Genomic DNA, 18,442 nt, shown 5'->3' on the forward strand with positions numbered 1-18,442 from the left:
CCCTTCTGGCACGGGGGAGCGGGCAGGGTCAGCGGGAGGGGCCCTGGCTCTCGGTCTGCCCCGCGCCGTCGGCGGACTCGGCCTTCACGTCCTCACCGGCCTCGCGGTCCACGATGCCGTGGGTCACGCCGTGCTGGTCGGAGTCCTGGCGGGTCTGTCGGCGATCCTCGGACCACTCCACGTGGTAGGTGCCCTCGGCGTCCACACGCTGGTAGGTGTGGGCACCGAAGTAGTCGCGCTGGGCCTGCACCAGGGCGGCAGGCAACCGCTCGGCCCGCACCGCGTCGTAGTACGACAGGGTCGAGGCGAACACGGGAACCGGGTACCCGGCGGTGGCGGCGTAGGCCACCACGCGGCGCCAGGCCGGGATGCACTTGGTGATCTCGGTGGTGAAGTACTCGTCGGCCAGCAGCAGGGCCAGATCCGGGGTGCGCTCGTAGGCCTCGGTGATGCGGTCCAGGAAGCGTGCCCGGATGATGCAACCGCCCCGCCAGATGCGGGCCATGTCGCCCAGGGTGATGTCCCAGCCGTACTCCTCGGCGCCCTTGGCGATCTCGTCGAAGCCCTGCGAGTAGGAGACCAGCTTCGCTGCGTACAGCGCCTTCTGCAGGTCGTCGATGAACTGGGCGCGATCGGCGATCTCGGGGGCCTCCGCCTGCGCGGGCAGCACGGCCTGGCCGGCCTCGCGCTGCGGCACCGAACCGGAGACGGAGCGGGCGAAGGTGGCCTCGGCGATGCCGGTGACCGGGACGCCGAGGTCCAGGGCGGTCTGCACGGTCCAGGCGCCGGTGCCCTTCTGGGCGGCGCGGTCCAGGATCACGTCCACGAAGGGCTTGCCGGTGTCGGCGTCGGTGTGGGCCAGCACCTCGGCGGTGATCTCGATCAGGAAGGACTCCAGGTCCCCCTTGTTCCACTCGGCGAAGACCTCGCCGATCTGCGAGGCGCTCATGCCCAGGGCCTTGGACATCATGTCGTAGGCCTCGGAGATCACCTGCATGTCGGCGTACTCGATGCCGTTGTGCACCATCTTTACGAAGTGGCCGGCGCCGTCCGCACCGACATGGGTGCAGCAGGGCTCGCCGTCCACGTGCGCGGAGATCTTCTCGAACATCGGGCCCAGGCGGTCGTAGGACTCCTTGGTGCCGCCAGGCATGATCGAGGGCCCGTTCAGGGCGCCCTCCTCACCCCCGGAGACGCCCGAGCCCACGAAGTGCAGGCCCTTCTCGCGCAGGGCGGCCTCGCGGCGGCGGGTGTCGGTGAACAGGGCGTTGCCGGCATCGACGATGATGTCGCCCTCGTCCATCAGGGAGGCCAGTTCGTCGATCACGGCGTCGGTGGGCTTGCCGGCCTTGACCATGATGATCGCCACGCGGGGCTTCTGCAGGGATGCCACGAAGTCGGCCATCGACTCCGAGGGGTAGAACTCGCCGTCGGATCCGTGGTCGGCGATGACCTTCTCGGTCTTGCCGACGGAGCGGTTGTGGACGGCGACCTTGAAGCCGTTGCGGGCAAGGTTGCGGGCCAGGTTCGAGCCCATCACGGCCATGCCGGTCACACCGATGTCGGCGACGTCGGCGGGTGAGGGTGCGAAGGATGCCATGGGAACTCCTCGGGTCGGGGGCTGTCGATCCGGGCCGACGCCCGCGGGCGGGGCGCTCGGAGCGCGGATCACCGCTGCCCATTCTAGAGAGGAGGGGCGATTCCGCGCGGGGTCGAGGGCAAGGACCGGCAACCCCGCACCGTCGGGCATGCGTGGAGGGGAGAAAGGGTCGACTTCAGGCATCCTCCTGATCGACCCTCGGTGGTGCCGGGCACCGACGAAGGGCCACTACCGTGATGGCGATCAGTCCACCGGGCCCGGCTCGCGCCTGGCCGCTGTCCTCCAGGAGATTCGTCGCGATGACTTCCCATGTGCCGTCGCCCTCCCCCGCGCCTCAGCCGCAGGCCTGGCCCGCGCAGACCGACCCCGCAGTCCAGCCCGACTCCCATGCCGACGCCTCGCACCCGCAGGCGACTGCGCACCCCGCACCGGCGGGGCAGGGCCCGGCCGGTGTCGTGCCTCCACCCGGAACGGATCTGGCCTCCGATCTGGGTGCCGCTCTGCGGTTCGCCGGCAACGCCCTGCTCCGCAACATCCCGGGCCTGATCGCCTCGGTGCTGCTGTTCTTCGCGATCCCGGCCTCCGCCCGCGGTGCCTCCCCCGTCGAGGCGATCAAGCAGAGCGTGGCGCTGGTGCGCGCGAACCTGGGCACGACGATCGTGGCGTGGCTGGTCCTGAGCGTGGCGGGCTCGGCGGCCGGCATGTTCGTGCTGCCGATCATCGTGACGATCCCGTTCTACGTGCTGTTCCAGCTGGGCATGTTCGAGCGCCTGCACGGCCGCGAGCTGCCGGATCCCGCCCGGGCCTGAACCCCCTCGCCCCGCATCCCGACATCGGGCTCGTACCGCGGCGTAGCCTGGCACGATGACCGACGGCCCCCTGATCGTCCAGAGCGACAAGTCCCTGCTGCTGGAGGTCGCCCATGAGCGGGCGGCCCAGGCGCGGGCCGCGATCGCGCCCTTCGCCGAGCTGGAGCGTGCGCCCGAGCACGTGCACACCTACCGCATCACCGACCTGGGGCTGTGGAACGCCCGGGCCGCCGGGTACGACGCGGAGTCGGTGGTGGCGGCGCTGGTGGAGAACTCCCGCTACACCGTCCCCCACTCGCTGCTGATCGACGTGGCGGACACGATGGACCGCTACGGGCGCCTGCAGCTGCTCGCGGACCCGCAGCACTCCCTGGTGCTGCACGCCCTGGACCGCACCGTGCTCGAGGAGGTGCTGCGCTCCAAGCGGGTGCAGGGCATGCTCGGCGAGAGGCTGGATCCCGACCGGGTGGCGGTGCACCCGTCCCAGCGCGGTGCGCTGAAGCAGGCGCTGCTGAAGCTGGGCTGGCCGGCGGAGGACCTGGCCGGGTACGTCGACGGCGAGGCGCACCCGATCGCCCTGCGCTATGAGGACTGGGAGCTGCGCCCCTACCAGCTCGAGGCGATCGACGGGTTCCGCCACGGCGGCAGCGGCGTGGTGGTGCTGCCCTGCGGCGCCGGCAAGACCCTGGTGGGAGCCGGGGCGATGGCCGCCATGGAGCGCACCACCCTGATCCTGGTGACCTCCACGGTCTCGGCACGGCAGTGGCGCGATGAGCTGCTGCGCCGCACCAGCCTGACCGAGGAGGAGATCGGCGAGTACTCCGGAGCCACCAAGGAGATCCGGCCGATCACCATCGCCACCTACCAGGTGCTCACCACCAAGCGGAAGGGCCTCCACCCCCACCTGGAGCTGATGAGCGCCAGGGACTGGGGCCTGATCGTGTACGACGAGGTGCACCTGCTGCCCGCACCCGTGTTCCGGATGACCGCGGATCTGCAGGCCCGCAGGCGCCTGGGCCTGACCGCGACCCTGGTGCGGGAGGACGGCCGCGAGGGTGAGGTGTTCTCCCTGATCGGTCCGAAGCGGTACGACGCCCCGTGGAAGGACATCGAGGCGCAGGGGTACATCGCACCGGCGGACTGCACCGAGGTGCGGGTGGCGATGCCGGCCTCGGACCGGATGGCCTACGCCATGGCCGAGCCGGAGGACCGGGCCCGGCTGGGTGCGGCGCACCCGGCGAAGCTCCCGGTGGTGGAGGCGATCGCCCGGCGCCACCAGGGCGAGCCGCTGCTGGTGATCGGCCAGTACCTCGACCAGCTGGAGGAGATCGCCGAGCGACTGGACGCTGATCTGATCACCGGGCGGACCCCGGTCAAGCGGCGACAGGAGCTGTTCGACGCGTTCCGCGCCGGTCGGATCGACCGCCTGGTGGTCTCCAAAGTCGCGAACTTCTCGATCGACCTGCCGGAGGCATCCGTGGCGGTGCAGGTCAGCGGAGCGTTCGGCTCCCGTCAGGAGGAGGCGCAGCGGCTGGGCCGCCTGCTGCGCCCGAAGGCCGACGGCCGCTCCGCCCACTTCTACACGGTGGTGGTGCGCGACACCCAGGACCAGGATTTCGCCGCGAACCGGCAGCGCTTCCTGGCCGAGCAGGGCTACGCCTACCGCATCGTGGATGCGGAGGACCTCGCGGAGGCAGACGGGCCCTGAGGCCGCGACGCATCACCTCGCCCGACAGGTGAAGGAGCGCGGCTGTTCGATGGCGGCCGAGCCGGGCCCGGTGACTACAGTGGTGCCAGCACGCACCGCTTCGGCCGCGTGGCCGCCCGTTCTTCCCCGAGGAGCACCGCATGAGCACCGGATCCGACCCCCGCGGACGTGACCACCTGGACCGTCCGGTCACGCGCGGCCCCGAGAGCGACCGCGGCACGTACCCCGATGACCGCCCCCGGGACCTCGACCGCCGGGACGAGCCCCGTCGCAGCGAGGACCGGCCTCGCGACGAGCGCCAGGACGCCGACCGTCGTGATCTCGATCGTCGTGATCTCGATCGTCGCGACGCGGACCGCGATCTCGACCGCGATCATCGCGAGGCGCCCACCACCCGCGACCCGCACGATCCTGCTCTCGACGCGGAGCCGCGCAGCGGCGGCAAGACCGCGGCGGTGTGGCTCTCCCTGATCCTGGGCGCGATCGTGCTGATCCTGCTGCTGATCTTCGTGATCCAGAACAACGTCACCGCCACCTTCCAGTACTTCAACGCGGAGTTCGACCTGCCGCTGGGCGTGGCGATGCTGCTGGCTGCGATCGCCGGTGCGCTGGTGATGGCGCTGGTGGGATCGGTGAGGATGATCCAGATGGGCCTGACCATCCGCAAGCTGCGGCGCCAGCAGGAGAGGATCCAGCGCGCCGTGCGCTGATCCCGCGACCCCGGCCCTGGGCCGCTCCCCCGGCACCGCGTACAGTGAACGTCCAGCTGACTCCCAACTGATCGGAGGACGGTGGACCCATGACCACTGAGCACCAGGAGTACGAGGCCCGCCTCCTCGTCGTCGACGACGAGCCGAACATCCGTGACCTGCTGGCCACGTCGCTGCGCTTCGCGGGCTTCGAGGTGTTCACCGCCGCCACCGGCAACGAGGCGATCCAGGCCGCCACCGGGCACCAGCCGGATCTGGTGGTGCTGGACGTGATGCTGCCGGACATGGACGGCTTCACCGTGACCCGGCGCCTGCGCGACCGCGGCGAGCAGTACCCGATCCTGTTCCTCACCGCCCGTGACGAGACCAAGGACAAGGTTGCCGGCCTGACCGTCGGCGGCGATGACTACGTCACCAAGCCGTTCAGCCTGGAGGAGGTCGTGGCCCGCATCCGCGCGGTGCTGCGACGCACCCACGGCGGAGCGGATCCGGCGGTGGAGAGCGCTCTGGTGGTCGGGGACCTGCGGCTGGACGAGGACTCCCACGAGGTGCACCGGGGCGATGTGGTGATCGACCTGTCCCCCACCGAGTTCAAGCTGCTGCGCTACCTGATGCTGAACTCCGGGAGGGTGGTCTCCAAGACCCAGATCCTGGACCACGTGTGGGATTACGACTGGTCGGGCGAGGTGGGGATCGTCGAGTCCTACATCTCCTACCTGCGCCGCAAGATCGACGTGGTGGGTGAGCCGATGATCCACACCAAGCGCGGCATCGGGTACGTGCTGCGTGCCGCCGAAGGCTGAGGTGTGGCGCTGCCCGCCCTGCGCCCCGAGCGTCCGGTCTCGCTGTGGACGCGGATCGTCGCGCTGATCTCCCTGCTGCTGGTGACCGGAACGGCGATCACCGGCAGTCTTTCGCTGTTCCTGCTGAACCGCACCCTGATCCAGTCGGTCGACAACGACCTGCGCGCCGGTATGAGCGAGATGCTCGCCCTGGCCCAGCTGGAGCTGGCCGGGGATGATGACGCCGTCCAGAGCGCCGGGTACACGCCCGTGGAGTACGCGGTGGAGATCCGCGACCACAACGGCCGCTCCATCGAGAACGTGATCGTCCACCACGGCGACGGCGACGTGACGATCGACTTCCCCGATCTGACCGAGGAGGAGATCGTGCTCCGCGGCGGTCGTCCCTTCACGGTGGTCGACTCCGACGAGAACCGGTGGCGCGTGGCGGTGGTGCTCAGCACCGGCCCGGACATGGGCAGCATGTACGTGGCGCTTCCCCTGACGAGCGTGGACCGCACCATGCACGAGATGGCGCTGATCATCGTCCTGGTGGGCACCCTGGTGGTGCTGGTGGGCATGGGCCTGGGCGGGTACATGACCCACCGCTCCCTGGAGCCGCTGCAGGACGTCGAGGCCACCGCCTCGCAGATCGCGGCGGGCAACCTCTCGCGGCGCGTCCCGGTCAGCGACACCAGCCTCGAGGTGCACGCACTGGCACTGTCGGTCAACGAGATGCTGGTGCACATCGAGCAGTCCTTCGCCGCCCGCTCCGAGTCGGAGGAGCGGGCAACCCGCTCCGAGGCGAAGATGCGCCGCTTCGTGGGCGATGCCTCCCATGAGCTGCGCACCCCACTGGCCGCCATCCGCGGTTTCGGCGAGCTGTACCGGATGGGTGCCCTGCGCACCGACGAGGACGTCGCCCAGGCCATGCGCCGCATCGAGGACGAGGCCCGCCGCATGGGCTCCCTGGTGGAGAGCCTGCTGCGTCTGGCCAGGCTCGACGAGAAGCCAGATCTGGACGTGGCCCCGGTGGATCTGGCCGATGCCCTGTTCGACGCCGCTCAGGACCTGCGGGCATTGGATCCCCGGCGCCGTGTCATGGTGACCTCCCTGTCGGGGACGCCGATGACGATGCATCCCCACGTGCCCATCGGGGTGCTGGGGCACGAGAGCTCCCTGCGTCAGGTGATCCTGAACCTGGTGGGCAACGCGAACCGGCACACCCCCAAGGGCTCCCCGGTGGAGCTGGCGGTGGGGCCGACGGAGCACGGCACCACGCTGATCGAGGTGCGCGATCACGGTCCCGGCATCTCCGAGGAGCAGCGGGAGAAGGTGTTCGAGCGCTTCTACCGCACGGACGAGTCGCGGTCCCGCTCGGCCACGCAGGGCGGCGGCGCGGGCCTGGGCCTGTCGATCGCCGCGACCATCGTCGAGCAGCATCAGGGGCGGATCGGGGTGCGGGAGACGCCCGGCGGAGGCAGCACGTTCTGGGTCGAGCTGCCCAGCGCTCAGGTGGACTCCGAGCACCATGCGCAGCCGGACCAGGTGCGCGCATTCACCCTGCCCACCAGCCCCAGCGTTCCGTCCCCGAACACCTGAGCGCCCGCTCCAGGCGAGATACCGGTCGAGCTGGCGCGATGCCCTGACAGCCGGGCGCGATGCCCCTGACAGACCGGTGCGAGGAACCCGTCAGTCCGCAGCGACGCCCGCAACCACGTCCATCGCCTGCCCGACGAACCCGGTCTCTCCGCTTGCTCGCGCGGCCGCGTCGGCCCGGCGCAGGAACTCCTCAGCGGCGACCCGACCGGTCTCGTCCCGGGCCTCGATGCGCGGCGCTGCGGCGGGGTCGTCGCGGGTGAGGCGGTAGGCACCGGGCTCGTCGGGCAGCGGGTCCACATGGCCCACCAGACCCACGATCAGGTCCCGCGGTGCCGGATCGAGTCCCAGCTGGGCGGCGTGCTCGGCGGTGCGCCGGGCCCGGGCGGCCGGGCGGTCCACCAGGGGGATGCGCAGCCCGGAGGCGATGAGGATGCGGGTGAGCTCGCGGCCGTCGACGAACACCGCCCCGGCCCGTTCCAGGTCGCGGTGAGCGGAGGCGGGCCAGTCGTAGTGGTCCAGGTCGAAGGCACGCGGGTGCAGGCCCGCCCGGTCGGCCGCCCGGTGCAGCTCCTTCAGTGAGGTGTCGGAGATGAGGTGGCCCCACAGGGTGCTGTGCCTGCCCCACAGCGGGGTGTCGGCGTAGACCGTCATGTGCGGCTCCCGGGGGTCGAATGTGCGGATCCGGCGATCGAAGGGCCCACGCTTGCAGCATCCGCGCTGCCCGGGTCGGACCCGCGGGGGGAGGTGGATCCGGCCAGGCGTCGCAGCACGAACTCCAGGGGGCCGCGCCTGCCCGCGCGTCGCAGCCCGGAGGCGAGCACGATCATCACCAGCCAGCCGGCCAGCACGATCACCGCTGACCAGGCCGAGCCGATGCGTGCTCCGAGGTCCAGCGTGTAGGGCGGGTACAGGGCCAGGAAGATGACGGACTGCAGGACGTACGCGGTCAGGGCCGTCGCTCCGAGCGCTTCCACGCCGTGCACAGCGACGGCGACCGGTTTGCGACGGGACGGCTCGGGGTTGCTCTCGCCGGCGTGGCCACGCACGGCATCGGCGGGGCCGCGTACAGCATCGGCGTGGCCACGCACGGCATCGGCGGGGCCGGGCACAGCATCGGCGGGGCCGCGCACGGCATCGGCGACGAGGGCGGCTCCTGTGGCCGCACCGAGCGCGCCGGCCACCCCGGTGAGCTGGTGCAGCACACCGAGGATGCCGAGGCCCACCTCCGAGGCGAACCACGCGTGGTGGGGGTCTGCCACCAGCACCGCGGTCAGGGGCACTGCGCCGGCCAGCCCCACGGCGATGCCCCCTGCGGTGATGGGCCGCAGCAGGTCCCGGTTGGGCGTGACCTGTTCGAGCAGGTGGATCCGAGCGGCGATGGCGCCGATGGCCATCGGCCCCAGCAGGCCGAGGTCCATCACCAGCGCGGTGCCGACGCCATAGAGCATGTCCCGGGCCCGGATCTCGAGGCCCTCGAGGTACGTGGCCGCACTCGCATCGGGGTATCCGTCGGCCGGGATCAGGCCGTAGGTGGCATCGGCCCAGCCCCAGGGGGCCAGCAGCGGCACCGTGAGGAGCATGGCCAACGGCAGCAGCCAGCGGCTGCGACGGCTGACCAGCACGGCGCACAGCATCCCGATGATCGCGTAGGAGGCGAGGATGTCCCCGCTGAACAGCAGGATCCCGTGGGCGAGGCCCAGGGCCAGCAGCACCAGGTGGCGGCGCAGCATCCGGCCCAGGAAGGTGCGGGAGCGCTCCCCACGCGCCAGTGAGCGGCGGTGGAGCACTCCGATGCCGTACCCGAACAGCAGGGCGAACAGGGGGAACCCGCGGTTGTCGACGGTGAGCGCGGCGATCACGTTGACGATGCGGTCGGCGACGGTGGCGTCGGCCTGCTTGAGCAGCACCGTCCACTGCGTCCCGTGGAGCCAGCCGACGGTGTTGGCCATGGCGATGCCCAGCAGGGCCAGGCCACGCGCCAGGTCCGGGCCGCCTGCGCGCTGAGTGAGCGGCACGGAGGCCGCAGGACCGGTCGGACCCCGCGCGGCCGAGGGCCTGGGTGCGGGTTGCCCCGTGGCGGCCCCGCGCATCGACGACGAGGTCACCCGGCCGCGCCGTCCCCGTGCGGCCGGGCGCCCGGAGGCGGGGCCGACAGCGGGGATGGTCATGGCCGTCATCGTCCCACAGGGTCACTGCTGGGCCAGCGAGGCGGGGATGCGAGTGCACGCAGGCGAGGGCGTGCTCGAGTGGAGGCGAACGGTTGCTTCACGGCGTTGACGCGGCTGTTCGGCTCCATTCGCGGTACGCCATCCGACCATGGGGCGGACTCGCGCGGGGTGGATCCGGTCAGGCGTGACGGATCCAGCTGCGTCGCCGCCACAGGAGCACCAGCACCGCGCTGCCGAGGGCCAGGGCCACGGTGATCAGCTGAGCTGTGCTGCTGGTCTGCGCGAAGGAGGTCATGTCCCCTCCGGACGGACTGTTCTCGAAGGGGAGCCGGACCAGCCACCACGCCCCGATCAACAGCATGCACTCCATGATGGAGACCCCGACGAAGAGGGCGATCGCGCGTGCCCCTGAAGGACCGCGCCCGGGGCGGTTCGCCTCGCCACCCAGAAGGGCATGGACCCACATGATCGCCGCAACCCACAGGCCGATGTCCACCAGATGATCCTGGAGGGTGAGAGCTGCGGGTCCGGGCGAAGAGGCGAAGCTGCTCCAGTGAAGGTCGTCAGGCCCGTAATCGCGAGCCAGGATGCTCCACGCGGCACCGGCCATGAGCAGCACCTGACACCACAGCACCATGAGGAATCGTGTCCGTACCGCATCGGCGCGGGAGATGCCGAGGGAGGCGCGCAGCAGGCGCTCGTCGTCGTGGCGCCGGCCCACGAGGTCGCAGGGCGCCCGTGCGGCCAGCAGGATCAGGACGAAGCCCACGTGGATCTCGGCGAACCAGCTCAGCTGGATGACGACCACGGCGAGGATCCCGTAGAGGCCCAGGAGGTCGTAGTGGTGCTTGTGCTCGAGGGCGAAGGCACGGCGCAGTGGTCCGGCGGGGCGTTCGCGGCGGGCGGCGGGGGTGATGGCGGTGTCGAGGGGGTTCATCGGGCTGCCTCCCGGAGGGTGAAGGTGAGGACGTCCTGGATGGTGGCCCTGCGCAGGCCGGCGTTGCCGGGCAGGAACACGGCGTCCTCCGTGGCGACGAGCGCATCGAGCACGTCGCCCGTGCGCCGGTGCCCTCGGAGGAGGCGCATCGGCGGCAGGGGGTCGATGGGGATGGTGGCCACGAGGTGCTGATCGGCGAGGTCGAGCAAGGGCCCCTCCAGTAGCACCTTCCCCTCGTGCAGCAGCACCACGTGGTCCACGAACCGTTCGAGGCTGCCCAGCTCGTGGGTGGACAGCAGGATGGCGCGATCCTCACCCTCGGCCTGGTGTCTGCGCAGTTCGTCCAGAACGTCCTCCCGGGCGAGGGGATCCAACCGGGCGAAGGGCTCATCGAGCAGCAGCAGGGAGGGGGCGGCACCGAGCACGACGGAGAGCACGAGGCGGGTGCGCTGCCCTGCGGAGAGCTTCTTGATCGCCGTGCCTGGATCGATGCCGGCGCGGCGCAGCCGGCGGCCGATACCGGCGGCATCAACCCGGTGCTCCATCTTTCGCAGAATGCGCACCATGTCGTCGGCCGACCAGTGGTCCGGCTGGAAGGGCTGATCGGGAACCACGCCCACCCCGGCAGGCAGGGCGTCCTCCGGTCCCCCGATCGGGTCGCCGAGCACTGTCACGGACCCGGCGCTGGGGCGGATCGCCCCGGACAGGGTGCGCAGCAGCGTGGTCTTGCCGGCGCCGTTGCTGCCCACCAGTGCGGTGACCTGTCCGGACGGCACCGTGAGGTCGATGCCGCGCAGCACGTGGTGGGGCGCCCCGCCGAAGCGGCGCTGGGAGGGCAGGTGCACCGAGAGGTCCTGCACGGCGATGGCGGGGGCGAGGTCGGTGATCATGGGGTCTCCTGGTCCGTTGCACGGGGGTCTTGGCGGGCCGTGGGGCCGGAGGTCGCTTCATGGCCGGGTGTGCCTGTGGGACCGGAAGTGGCTGCGGGGCCAGCGGCGGCGCGGTGGTCCGTCCCGGCGTCGGAGTGGAGGCGCTCGTCGAGCATGGTGTGCAGGTCCTGTGCGTCGATCCCGGTGATCCGGGCAGTGCGGACCGCGTCGTCCAAGGCCTCTCGGATCCTGACCCGGGCTCGGTCCTGCAGGGCACCGGTGGGGTGGTCGCGCACAAACACGCCCCGCCCCTGTTGGGGGACCACCAGACCGTCGCTCACCAGCTCGTTGTAGGCGCGGGTGGTGGTGATGACGCTGACGCGCAAATCCCGGGCCAGTGCACGGATCGACGGCAGAGGCTCACCGGGCTCGAGGTCACCGGCGACGATCGCCTCAGCGATACCGACCCGGATCTGCTCGTAGATCGGTTCGGAGGCGGAGGGGTCGATATGGATGTGCATCCTGCCCCCCGGATCATCGGTGAACCTACTGTCTATGGACAGCATAGACAGTAGGGGGATGCGGGCGTCAAGACCCTGAATCGCGGCAGGCGGGCTCGAGGGGTGCTCAGTTGGCGGAATGGCCCGCCCTCACCGCCAACTGTGCACCCCTCGGCAGGAAAGCTCAGCGGTTCTCGTCGACCGGGGTTCCCTGGTGGTGGCGCAGCAGCCAGCGATCGCCCTCCCGCAGCCAGATCGAGCTGCGCTCCGCACTGCCCTGCGGGCCGGTGGTGCGGTAGCGCAGCAGCACCACGCCGGGGGCGAGCTCATCGGCCACGAAGTCCGAGGACTCCACGCCCTGCAGGGGTGCGAGGGCGGCGAGGATGTCGTCGCGGTCGTACGTGCGGCCGCTCACCCCGATCTCCGTGAAGGAGGGGTGCAGCAGCTCGGCGGCGCTGGGCGGGTCCGAGCGCACCATGTCGGTGAGCAGGGCCTGCTCGCGGGTGGTGACCTGCTCGAAGGCGGTGGCGTCGGGATCCACCGCGGTGATGGAGGCGGGGCCCGGGCCACCGGAGATGTCCTCGAAGAGGCTGAAGAGGTCATTGTCGTCGGCCGGAGCCACCGGGGTGGGGCGAGCCCTGCGCGCGGAACCGGCAGAGCCATCGCGACCGGAACGCTCAGGTGATGCGGAGGCCTCGGGAGCGACAGCTGGGCGTGCGGAACCGGCAGGGCTTTCCGGGGCCGCGGATCCCGCAGCGGTGGCCGACGGCGGTGCTCCGCGGTAGCCGGGCCCGATCTGCGGGTCCTGGTTCCTCGAGTAGGCGGTGGCGGCGGCGTTGGCGCGCTTGTCGGCGGCCTCGTTCATGGCGTGGCCGGAATGGCCCTTGACCCATTCGAACTCGACGCTGCGGCCGGCGAGCGCACGGTCGATCGCCTGCAGCAGCTCGACGTTCATCACTGGCTTGCCGTCCTTCTTGCGCCACCCCTTGCGCTTCCAGCCCGGCATCCACTTCGTGACCGAGTTGATGACGTACTGGCTGTCGCACAGGATCACCAGGTGCTGATCGGCGTCCTCCGCGGTGGACTCCAGCAGGTCCAGCACGGCCTTCAGCTCCCCCATGTTGTTGGTGCCATGGGGCCAGCCGCCCGCCCGCCACGTGTCCTCGTCGATGTACCAGGCCCAGCCGGCCGGGCCGGGGTTGCCGAGGGCGGAGCCATCGGCCGCAGCGGTGATCGTCATGGTGGCCATGGTTCCACAGGCAGGCAGCCTCGCTGCGACGCGCAGTCGTCCCGGAGCGCGGGCGCCCCGACGGATCGATCGTGCGGCATCGGATCCGGATCGATCGTGCGGCATCGGATCCGCGTACCATCCTGGGGTGAGCACCTCTTCCCCCCTGACCTGGACCTCGCTGCGCCCGGAGGATGCCGGGGCGCTCGCCGCGCTGGCGAACCGGATCCACATCCATGACGGCGACGAGCAGGTGGCCGACGAGCCCAGCATGCGTGAATGGCTCGCGATGCCGGGGCTGGACCTGGAGGCCGACACCGTCGCCGTGCGTGATGGCGACGAGCTCGTGGCGTACGGCGCCGTGGGCGTCTCCATCAGCACCGACCGTGATGGGCGCGTGCGCACGGGTGTCAGCGGCGGGGTCGCCCCCGAGCATCGCCGGGGCGGCATCGGCACCCGGATCCTGGAGCTCACAGAACGGCGGGGCGCCCAGCTCGCAACCGAGCGCCATCCCGGTCGCCCTGCGCACTTCCGCGCCTTCGGGGGCATCGATGCCCCGGCCGGCCAGGACCCGTACAGCCCAGGGGGCCGACGGGACGCCCGTGCCCTCCTGGAGCGGCGCGGGTACCGACGGGCCCGCTCGTGGTCCGAGATGGCCTTCGACCTCACCGGGACCCCGCTGCCCGAGGTCGAGGTCGACGGGGTCGAGATCATCGCACCGGGCCCGCAGCACCGGGAGCCGACGCGACTGGCGCATGTCGCGGCCTTCGCCGACCACTGGGGCTCCACCGCCCCGTCGTCCGAGCAGTGGGCGGTCTGGTGGAGTGCCCACACGGCGCGGACGGCGCAGTCCGTGGTGGCGGTGGATCCGGAAGGCACCGTGCTGGGGTACGTGGTGGCCTCGGAGCACAAGCCCTCGGTGCTGCACCTGGTCCTGGTGGGGACCCGGCCGGAGGCGCGCGGGCGGGGCATCGCCCGCGCGGTGATCGCCCGTTCCCTGCGGGCCGCTGCCGATGCCGGCTACCAGCGGGCCGAACTGGAGGTGGACTCCGAGTCGCTCACCGGGGCGGGCCGGCTCTACGAGTCGCTCGGCTTCACGGTGCACCAGGTCTCGGCGACCTACGAGAAGCCGATCACCCCGCCCGAGTGAACCGCGCGCCTCACACCAGGCGCGCCACCGTCATCCCGGCCGCGGTGGGCGGAGATCCCATCGCCACCATCGCGCTCGGCAGGTCCGCCATCCCGATCACCCGGCCCACGGTGCGGCTCAGGTCCAGGGTGCCGCGAGCGATCTCAGCGAGCATCTCGGCGTACTCGGCGGCGGCCAGCCCGTGGCTGCCGCGGATCTGCAGCTCCTGCGCGATCACCCGGCCCATGGGCAGCGACGGCTCGGCATCCTCCCCCAGCAGCAGCCCCACCTGCACATGGCGGCCCCGAGGACGCAGCGACTCGATCCCGGCCCGAGAGGTCGCCGCCGATCCCAGGGCGTCGATCGCCACCTGCACGCCGCCGTCCGTGAGATCCCGGATCCGTTCGGCGACATCGTGCACGGCCGATCACCCGATGCGTGATGCGTGATGCCCTTCTATGCTGGTGCTCATGCGAACCACTCTCGACCTCGACGACCGCCTGCTGGCGGCGGCCCGTGCCCGCGCTCGACGCGACGGCACGTCTCTCGGTGCAGCGGTCTCCAAGCTCGGGCTCTCCGGGCTGGATGCGGAACGTCGTGAGGCTCCCGCCCCGGTGATGGCCGGCATTGTCATGCTCCCTGTCGACCCCCAGCACACGATCACCACCGCCGATGTCGACGACGCCCTCGATGATGACTGAGGCGCTCGATCTCCCGGACGTGAATGTCCTCGTCGCGCTGGTTCACCCTGGGCACACGCATCATGAGCAGGCAGTGGAGTGGCTCCGGGGGACCACGGGGTTCGCCACCACCCCGATCACCGAATCCGGACTTCTGCGACTGGCGATGAACCCACGGATCACGGGCACCCAGCTCACCGGCTCCGTGGCACTCCGTTCATTGTCGAGCATCCGGAGACATCCCGATTGGCAGTTCCTCCGCGACGACTCGTCCCTGCTCGAACCGAATGTGGATCTCGTAGGACTCGTGGGGCACCGCCAGGTCACCGATGTGCACCTGGTCAATCTGGCGGCGCGCCACGGCGCCGTCCTGGTGACCTTCGACCGGGGGATCGGCGTCACTCTCTCGGCCCGCGACCAGCGGCACCTCCGAGTGCTCTGAGCCGCGCACGGGGTTCAGGCGCGGCGGTACACGGAGACGTGGCTGCGCGACTCGGCGGTGAACTCGGCGCGGTCGAACCCGGCGTACCGGTGCTCGAGCTCGAACCCGGCCAGCTGCGCCATCAGGTCCAGTTCAGCAGGCCACACGTAGCGATGCGGGGTGCGGGCGAGCTGGGCCTCGCGACTGCCGTCCACCTGCGGATCGAAGCGGACATGGTGGGAGACGACGAGCTGGGCGAGGGTGTCGTAGGTGTCGACCAGCAGGTACCCGGATTCGGAGACCTCCACGGTGCCGCCGTGGCCGGGGGCCAGCGAACGCAGCTGGGGCACCCACAGCTCGACCACGAAACGCCCGCCAGGGGCGAGGTGCCGGGCGGCGTTGCGGAAGCACTCCACCTGCTGCTCCTGGGTGAGCAGGTTGGAGATGGTATTGAACACCAGGTAGGCGAGAGTGAATCCCTCCCCCGCCGTCGCGGTGGTCATGTCACCCTGGACGACGGGGATGGTGGCGGCGTCGACCTTCTCCCGCAGCCGGTCGATCATGGCCTTGGACAGCTCGATGCCTGCCACCTCGACGCCTGCCTCCCGCAGCGGGATCGCGACCCGCCCGGTGCCGATCGCGAGCTCGAGGGCGCGCCCGCCGGCGGCGAGCTCGGACAGCAGTGCCACCGTCGGCTCCAGCACCTCGGCGGCGAACATGCCCTCACCGGGAGTGTCGTAGGTCGCGGCGGCATGTTCGTCCCAGAGGCGCGATTGATCGATCATGCCTCCATCCTGGCCTCGGCGGCTCGATCGGTCACGGGTTTTTGCGGGCAGCCGACGTGCGCGACCGGAACCGCACGGCGGCGGGAACGGGGCCGGCCCCGTCGGAGACCGGCTCCCCACGCCGGACCCGGGCTCGCGCTCGGTCAGTCCTCCTCGTAGACGGCGCGGTTCTCCTGGACCGCCCGCAGGCGGGCCAGGTCCAGCTTGCGGCCGCGTTCGAAGTCCACGATGCCGTTCTTCTCCTGGAACACGTCGGTCATCTGCGTGTAGCAGTAGCCGAACATCAGCGGATCCTCGAGCAGCACCCGGGTGAGGCCCTCGAAGCGCTCATACAGCTCCTCCTCCGAGCGCACCCGCTCCCCGTAGCCCCAGGATGCGGCCTGATCGTTGCCGGTGCGGTCACCGGCGGCGGCCTCGGCGGCACGCCGGGCCTCCTCCTCGTTCCACCAGATGCCTCCGTACTCGGAGACGAAGTAGGGCTGGCCGGCGTAGGCAAGGGAGAAGGCTCCATCGGCGAACGGCATGTCGTCGGGGGCCAGTTCGCGCCGGTTGACGAAGGGGGTGCCGTCGGCCAGACCTGCCTGCTCGGCACGGAACGCCTCGACGTCCTGCTCGTAGGAGTGGGAGTCGTAGACGTCGGCCCCACGCACCCGGTGCGAGTAGCCGGAGGCGTCCAGCACCGGACGGGAGGGATCAGCCAGCTTGGTGGCGTCGTACATCGCCTGGGTGACGTCGTCGAGCTGGGTGAGGCGATCGTGCAGCACCTGGTGGGTCTCGTTCAGGGGGCACCAGCCGATGATCGAGGGATGGTTGATGTCGCGGGCCACGGCCTGCACCCATTCGGCCACGAAGGATGCGGTGGGCTGCTGGTTGTCACCCATCGGGCCCTTGCCCGAGGCGCCCCAGTCGCCGAACTCGCCCCAGGTGAGGTAGCCGTGCAGGTCCGCCCAGAACAGCATCCGCTGCTCGAACACCTTCTGGTGCAGGCGGGCGCCGTTGAACCCTGCCTCGTAGGCCAGGCGGATGTCGGTGGTCATCGCCTCGTCGGAGGGGGAGGTCATAAAGGTGTCCTCCCAGTACCCCTGGTCCAGCACCAGGCGCTGGAACACCTTTAGGCCGTTGATGCGGAACTCGTGGCCGTTCAGGGACGTCGAGCGCAGGCCCGCGTAGGACCGCGCCTCGTCCAGCACGGCACCCTCGGCATCCAGCAGCCGCACCGCCAGGGCGTACAGCTCGGGCTCCCCCGGGCCCCACACCCGCACGTGCTCGGCGGGGATCACCAGCTCGAGGTGCGGAGCAAGGTCGAGATCGGCACGCCCCTCGGCGCGGACCACCTCCTGGCCACCGGGCACGCTCACGACCACCTCGAGGCGGGTGCCGGGTGTGGAGCGGGACAGCGACGCGTCGATGGAGAAGGAACCGGAGGCGAGCGAGGGGATGATGCGCAGGGAGCGGATCTCGTCGGCCGGGACGCCCTCGAGCCACACCGTCTGCCAGATGCCGGTGGTGCGGTGGTAGCTGGCGTGGGTGGCGTGGAACCAGGTGGACTGCTTGCCGCGGGCCTGGGCCACGTCGTGCGGGTCGCGGGCCCGCACCACGATGGTCAGCTCGGAGCCTGCGCCCACACCCTCCAGGGTGGAGAGGTCGGCGCTGAAGGGGGTGAAGCCGCCGCGGTGGCGGGCCACCTCGGTGCCGTTGACCCACACGGTGGCCTCGTGGTCCACGGCCTCGAAGCGCAGGATCGGGCGCAGGCCCTCCCAGTCGGCCGGGACGGTGACGGTGCGGCGGTACCACACGGCCTCCAGGAAGTCCCTGTTCCCGATGCCGGAGGCCGTGGTCTCCGGAGCGAAGGGCACCAGGATCCGGGAGTCCAGCTCGCGGTCCAGCAGGCCCCGCTCACGGCCGGAGTCGCCCTGGTCGATCTCGAACTGCCAGCTGCCGTTGAGGCTCAGCCAGGTGGGGCGGTGGAACTGGGGGCGCGGATGCTCGGGTCGGGGCAGTTCGCCGGCCGCGTCGCCGGGGCTGGCGGCCGACGGCGGCCCGTCGAGGTGCCCGGCCAGCTCCTCGGCGCGAGCGAACAGTGCGGAGAGCTTCTCAGGCAGGGCGGCCGGATCGGGTGCGGTGTCGGTGGCGCTCACAAGGACTCCTCGGGGTCGGCGCTGATCGGGGATGTGTCCAGTCAAGCGCAGTTGACGCCCCACCTCGAGACCATCTGCCATGTCCTGAGCCAGTGATGGGGAATTCCTGGTTGGGAATCCCACCGTTCGTCCCAGCCCCAAGCAGGGCGGTGGCCAGTGCGGGCCTGGATGGCGGGCGGTGATCGCGTTCGATCGCTGAGCACGCGTCTGGGTCACATTCCAGGGCCCGGATCACGCTCGTACGGCCTCGAGGGCGTACGGTGGGCGGTGACGGTCGCCGTCGAATCTCGCCGCGACGACCTGCCGCGGAGACCCATCCCGATCCCTGTGATCGGTGACGTGCCCGAAGGACGGGCCCTGTCTCCGCCGGCCGCGC

18 protein-coding genes are annotated in these 18,442 nt (G+C 71.0%); 8 read left to right on the top strand and 10 right to left on the bottom strand.

The window, feature by feature from the left end; genetic code table 11:
- Positions 1-28 precede the first annotated feature (28 nt).
- Positions 29-1,600 carry an NADP-dependent phosphogluconate dehydrogenase gene (gndA, locus tag M3B01_RS04185; protein ID WP_259789638.1) on the bottom strand — a complete coding sequence of 524 codons (1,572 nt, stop codon included), beginning with the start codon at positions 1,598-1,600 and terminating at the stop codon, positions 29-31.
- 299 nt (positions 1,601-1,899) lie between these two features.
- On the opposite strand from gndA, the gene M3B01_RS04190 reads away from it, so the two are divergent.
- The 5 genes from M3B01_RS04190 to M3B01_RS04210 all read left to right on the top strand — a co-directional run bounded on the left by M3B01_RS04190 (position 1,900) and on the right by M3B01_RS04210 (position 7,211).
- The gene (locus M3B01_RS04190; RefSeq protein ID WP_259789640.1) at positions 1,900-2,409 is read left to right on the top strand and encodes a hypothetical protein; all 510 of its coding nucleotides are present in this window, start codon (positions 1,900-1,902) and stop codon (positions 2,407-2,409) included.
- A gap of 55 nt (positions 2,410-2,464) precedes the next feature.
- The gene (locus M3B01_RS04195) at positions 2,465-4,117 is read left to right on the top strand and encodes a DNA repair helicase XPB (protein ID WP_259789642.1); all 1,653 of its coding nucleotides are present in this window, start codon (positions 2,465-2,467) and stop codon (positions 4,115-4,117) included.
- A 140-nt stretch (positions 4,118-4,257) separates the two neighbouring features.
- Positions 4,258-4,827, top strand: coding sequence for a lipopolysaccharide assembly LapA domain-containing protein (locus M3B01_RS04200; RefSeq protein ID WP_259789644.1), 570 nt, complete (start codon positions 4,258-4,260; stop codon positions 4,825-4,827).
- 89 nt (positions 4,828-4,916) lie between these two features.
- Entirely contained in the window at positions 4,917-5,630 is a 714-nt protein-coding gene (locus tag M3B01_RS04205) for a response regulator transcription factor (protein WP_259789646.1), read from the top strand.
- 3 nt (positions 5,631-5,633) lie between these two features.
- Positions 5,634-7,211, top strand: a complete 1,578-nt coding sequence (locus M3B01_RS04210) for a HAMP domain-containing sensor histidine kinase (protein WP_259789648.1) — start codon at positions 5,634-5,636, stop codon at positions 7,209-7,211.
- 90 nt (positions 7,212-7,301) lie between these two features.
- On the opposite strand, the gene M3B01_RS04215 is transcribed toward M3B01_RS04210, so the two are convergent.
- The 6 genes from M3B01_RS04215 to M3B01_RS04240 form a co-directional block, all read right to left on the bottom strand.
- Positions 7,302-7,862, bottom strand: a complete 561-nt coding sequence (locus M3B01_RS04215) for a DUF4031 domain-containing protein (RefSeq protein ID WP_259789650.1) — start codon at positions 7,860-7,862, stop codon at positions 7,302-7,304.
- Positions 7,859-9,379: a DUF418 domain-containing protein gene (locus M3B01_RS04220; protein ID WP_259789652.1), complete on the bottom strand. Its 1,521-nt coding sequence runs from the start codon at positions 9,377-9,379 to the stop codon at positions 7,859-7,861. Before M3B01_RS04220 ends, M3B01_RS04215 begins: the two co-directional genes overlap by 4 nt.
- Before the next feature lie 178 nt (positions 9,380-9,557).
- Entirely contained in the window at positions 9,558-10,316 is a 759-nt protein-coding gene (locus tag M3B01_RS04225; RefSeq protein ID WP_259789654.1) for a hypothetical protein, read from the bottom strand.
- The gene (locus M3B01_RS04230) at positions 10,313-11,206 is read right to left on the bottom strand and encodes an ABC transporter ATP-binding protein (RefSeq protein WP_259789656.1); all 894 of its coding nucleotides are present in this window, start codon (positions 11,204-11,206) and stop codon (positions 10,313-10,315) included. Before M3B01_RS04230 ends, M3B01_RS04225 begins: the two co-directional genes overlap by 4 nt.
- Positions 11,203-11,706, bottom strand: a complete 504-nt coding sequence (locus tag M3B01_RS04235; protein ID WP_259789658.1) for a GntR family transcriptional regulator — start codon at positions 11,704-11,706, stop codon at positions 11,203-11,205. Before M3B01_RS04235 ends, M3B01_RS04230 begins: the two co-directional genes overlap by 4 nt.
- Positions 11,707-11,869: 163 nt before the next feature.
- Positions 11,870-12,925: an RNase H family protein gene (locus M3B01_RS04240; protein ID WP_259789661.1), complete on the bottom strand. Its 1,056-nt coding sequence runs from the start codon at positions 12,923-12,925 to the stop codon at positions 11,870-11,872.
- 136 nt (positions 12,926-13,061) lie between these two features.
- On the opposite strand from M3B01_RS04240, the gene M3B01_RS04245 reads away from it, so the two are divergent.
- Entirely contained in the window at positions 13,062-14,063 is a 1,002-nt protein-coding gene (locus M3B01_RS04245; protein ID WP_259789663.1) for a GNAT family N-acetyltransferase, read from the top strand.
- A 10-nt stretch (positions 14,064-14,073) separates the two neighbouring features.
- On the opposite strand, the gene M3B01_RS04250 is transcribed toward M3B01_RS04245, so the two are convergent.
- Positions 14,074-14,463: a zinc-binding dehydrogenase gene (locus M3B01_RS04250; RefSeq protein WP_259789665.1), complete on the bottom strand. Its 390-nt coding sequence runs from the start codon at positions 14,461-14,463 to the stop codon at positions 14,074-14,076.
- Between the two features lie 49 nt (positions 14,464-14,512).
- Between M3B01_RS04250 and M3B01_RS04255 the strand changes: the two genes are divergently transcribed.
- Together M3B01_RS04255 and M3B01_RS04260 are read left to right on the top strand one after the other, a co-directional pair.
- The gene (locus M3B01_RS04255; protein WP_193866524.1) at positions 14,513-14,743 is read left to right on the top strand and encodes a hypothetical protein; all 231 of its coding nucleotides are present in this window, start codon (positions 14,513-14,515) and stop codon (positions 14,741-14,743) included.
- Entirely contained in the window at positions 14,736-15,164 is a 429-nt protein-coding gene (locus tag M3B01_RS04260; RefSeq protein ID WP_259789667.1) for a TA system VapC family ribonuclease toxin, read from the top strand. The genes M3B01_RS04255 and M3B01_RS04260 overlap by 8 nt, the downstream gene beginning before the upstream one ends.
- 14 nt (positions 15,165-15,178) lie before the next feature.
- Here M3B01_RS04260 and M3B01_RS04265 read toward each other — a convergent pair whose 3' ends face one another.
- Positions 15,179-15,928 carry a bifunctional 2-polyprenyl-6-hydroxyphenol methylase/3-demethylubiquinol 3-O-methyltransferase UbiG gene (locus M3B01_RS04265; RefSeq protein ID WP_259789669.1) on the bottom strand — a complete coding sequence of 250 codons (750 nt, stop codon included), beginning with the start codon at positions 15,926-15,928 and terminating at the stop codon, positions 15,179-15,181.
- A gap of 143 nt (positions 15,929-16,071) precedes the next feature.
- Positions 16,072-18,066, bottom strand: a complete 1,995-nt coding sequence (locus M3B01_RS04270; RefSeq protein WP_259789671.1) for a glycoside hydrolase family 2 protein — start codon at positions 18,064-18,066, stop codon at positions 16,072-16,074.
- Positions 18,067-18,442: the final 376 nt, after the last annotated feature.

The organism is Brachybacterium sp. p3-SID957 (genome assembly GCF_025144775.1).
Taxonomy (GTDB): Bacteria; Actinomycetota; Actinomycetes; order Actinomycetales; family Dermabacteraceae; genus Brachybacterium; species Brachybacterium epidermidis.

Bases quoted from the DNA above. Each gene is read 5' to 3' on its own strand.
- gndA (WP_259789638.1), bottom strand. From the start codon at position 1,600: ATGGCATCCTTCGCACCCTCACCCGCCGACGTCGCCGACATCGGTGTG.
- M3B01_RS04190 (WP_259789640.1), top strand. From the start codon at position 1,900: ATGACTTCCCATGTGCCGTCGCCCTCCCCCGCGCCTCAGCCGCAGGCC.
- M3B01_RS04195 (WP_259789642.1), top strand. From the start codon at position 2,465: ATGACCGACGGCCCCCTGATCGTCCAGAGCGACAAGTCCCTGCTGCTG.
- M3B01_RS04200 (WP_259789644.1), top strand. From the start codon at position 4,258: ATGAGCACCGGATCCGACCCCCGCGGACGTGACCACCTGGACCGTCCG.
- M3B01_RS04205 (WP_259789646.1), top strand. From the start codon at position 4,917: ATGACCACTGAGCACCAGGAGTACGAGGCCCGCCTCCTCGTCGTCGAC.
- M3B01_RS04215 (WP_259789650.1), bottom strand. From the start codon at position 7,862: ATGACGGTCTACGCCGACACCCCGCTGTGGGGCAGGCACAGCACCCTG.
- M3B01_RS04220 (WP_259789652.1), bottom strand. From the start codon at position 9,379: ATGACCATCCCCGCTGTCGGCCCCGCCTCCGGGCGCCCGGCCGCACGG.
- M3B01_RS04225 (WP_259789654.1), bottom strand. From the start codon at position 10,316: ATGAACCCCCTCGACACCGCCATCACCCCCGCCGCCCGCCGCGAACGC.
- M3B01_RS04230 (WP_259789656.1), bottom strand. From the start codon at position 11,206: ATGATCACCGACCTCGCCCCCGCCATCGCCGTGCAGGACCTCTCGGTG.
- M3B01_RS04235 (WP_259789658.1), bottom strand. From the start codon at position 11,706: ATGCACATCCATATCGACCCCTCCGCCTCCGAACCGATCTACGAGCAG.
- M3B01_RS04240 (WP_259789661.1), bottom strand. From the start codon at position 12,925: ATGACGATCACCGCTGCGGCCGATGGCTCCGCCCTCGGCAACCCCGGC.
- M3B01_RS04255 (WP_193866524.1), top strand. From the start codon at position 14,513: ATGCGAACCACTCTCGACCTCGACGACCGCCTGCTGGCGGCGGCCCGT.
- M3B01_RS04260 (WP_259789667.1), top strand. From the start codon at position 14,736: ATGACTGAGGCGCTCGATCTCCCGGACGTGAATGTCCTCGTCGCGCTG.
- M3B01_RS04265 (WP_259789669.1), bottom strand. From the start codon at position 15,928: ATGATCGATCAATCGCGCCTCTGGGACGAACATGCCGCCGCGACCTAC.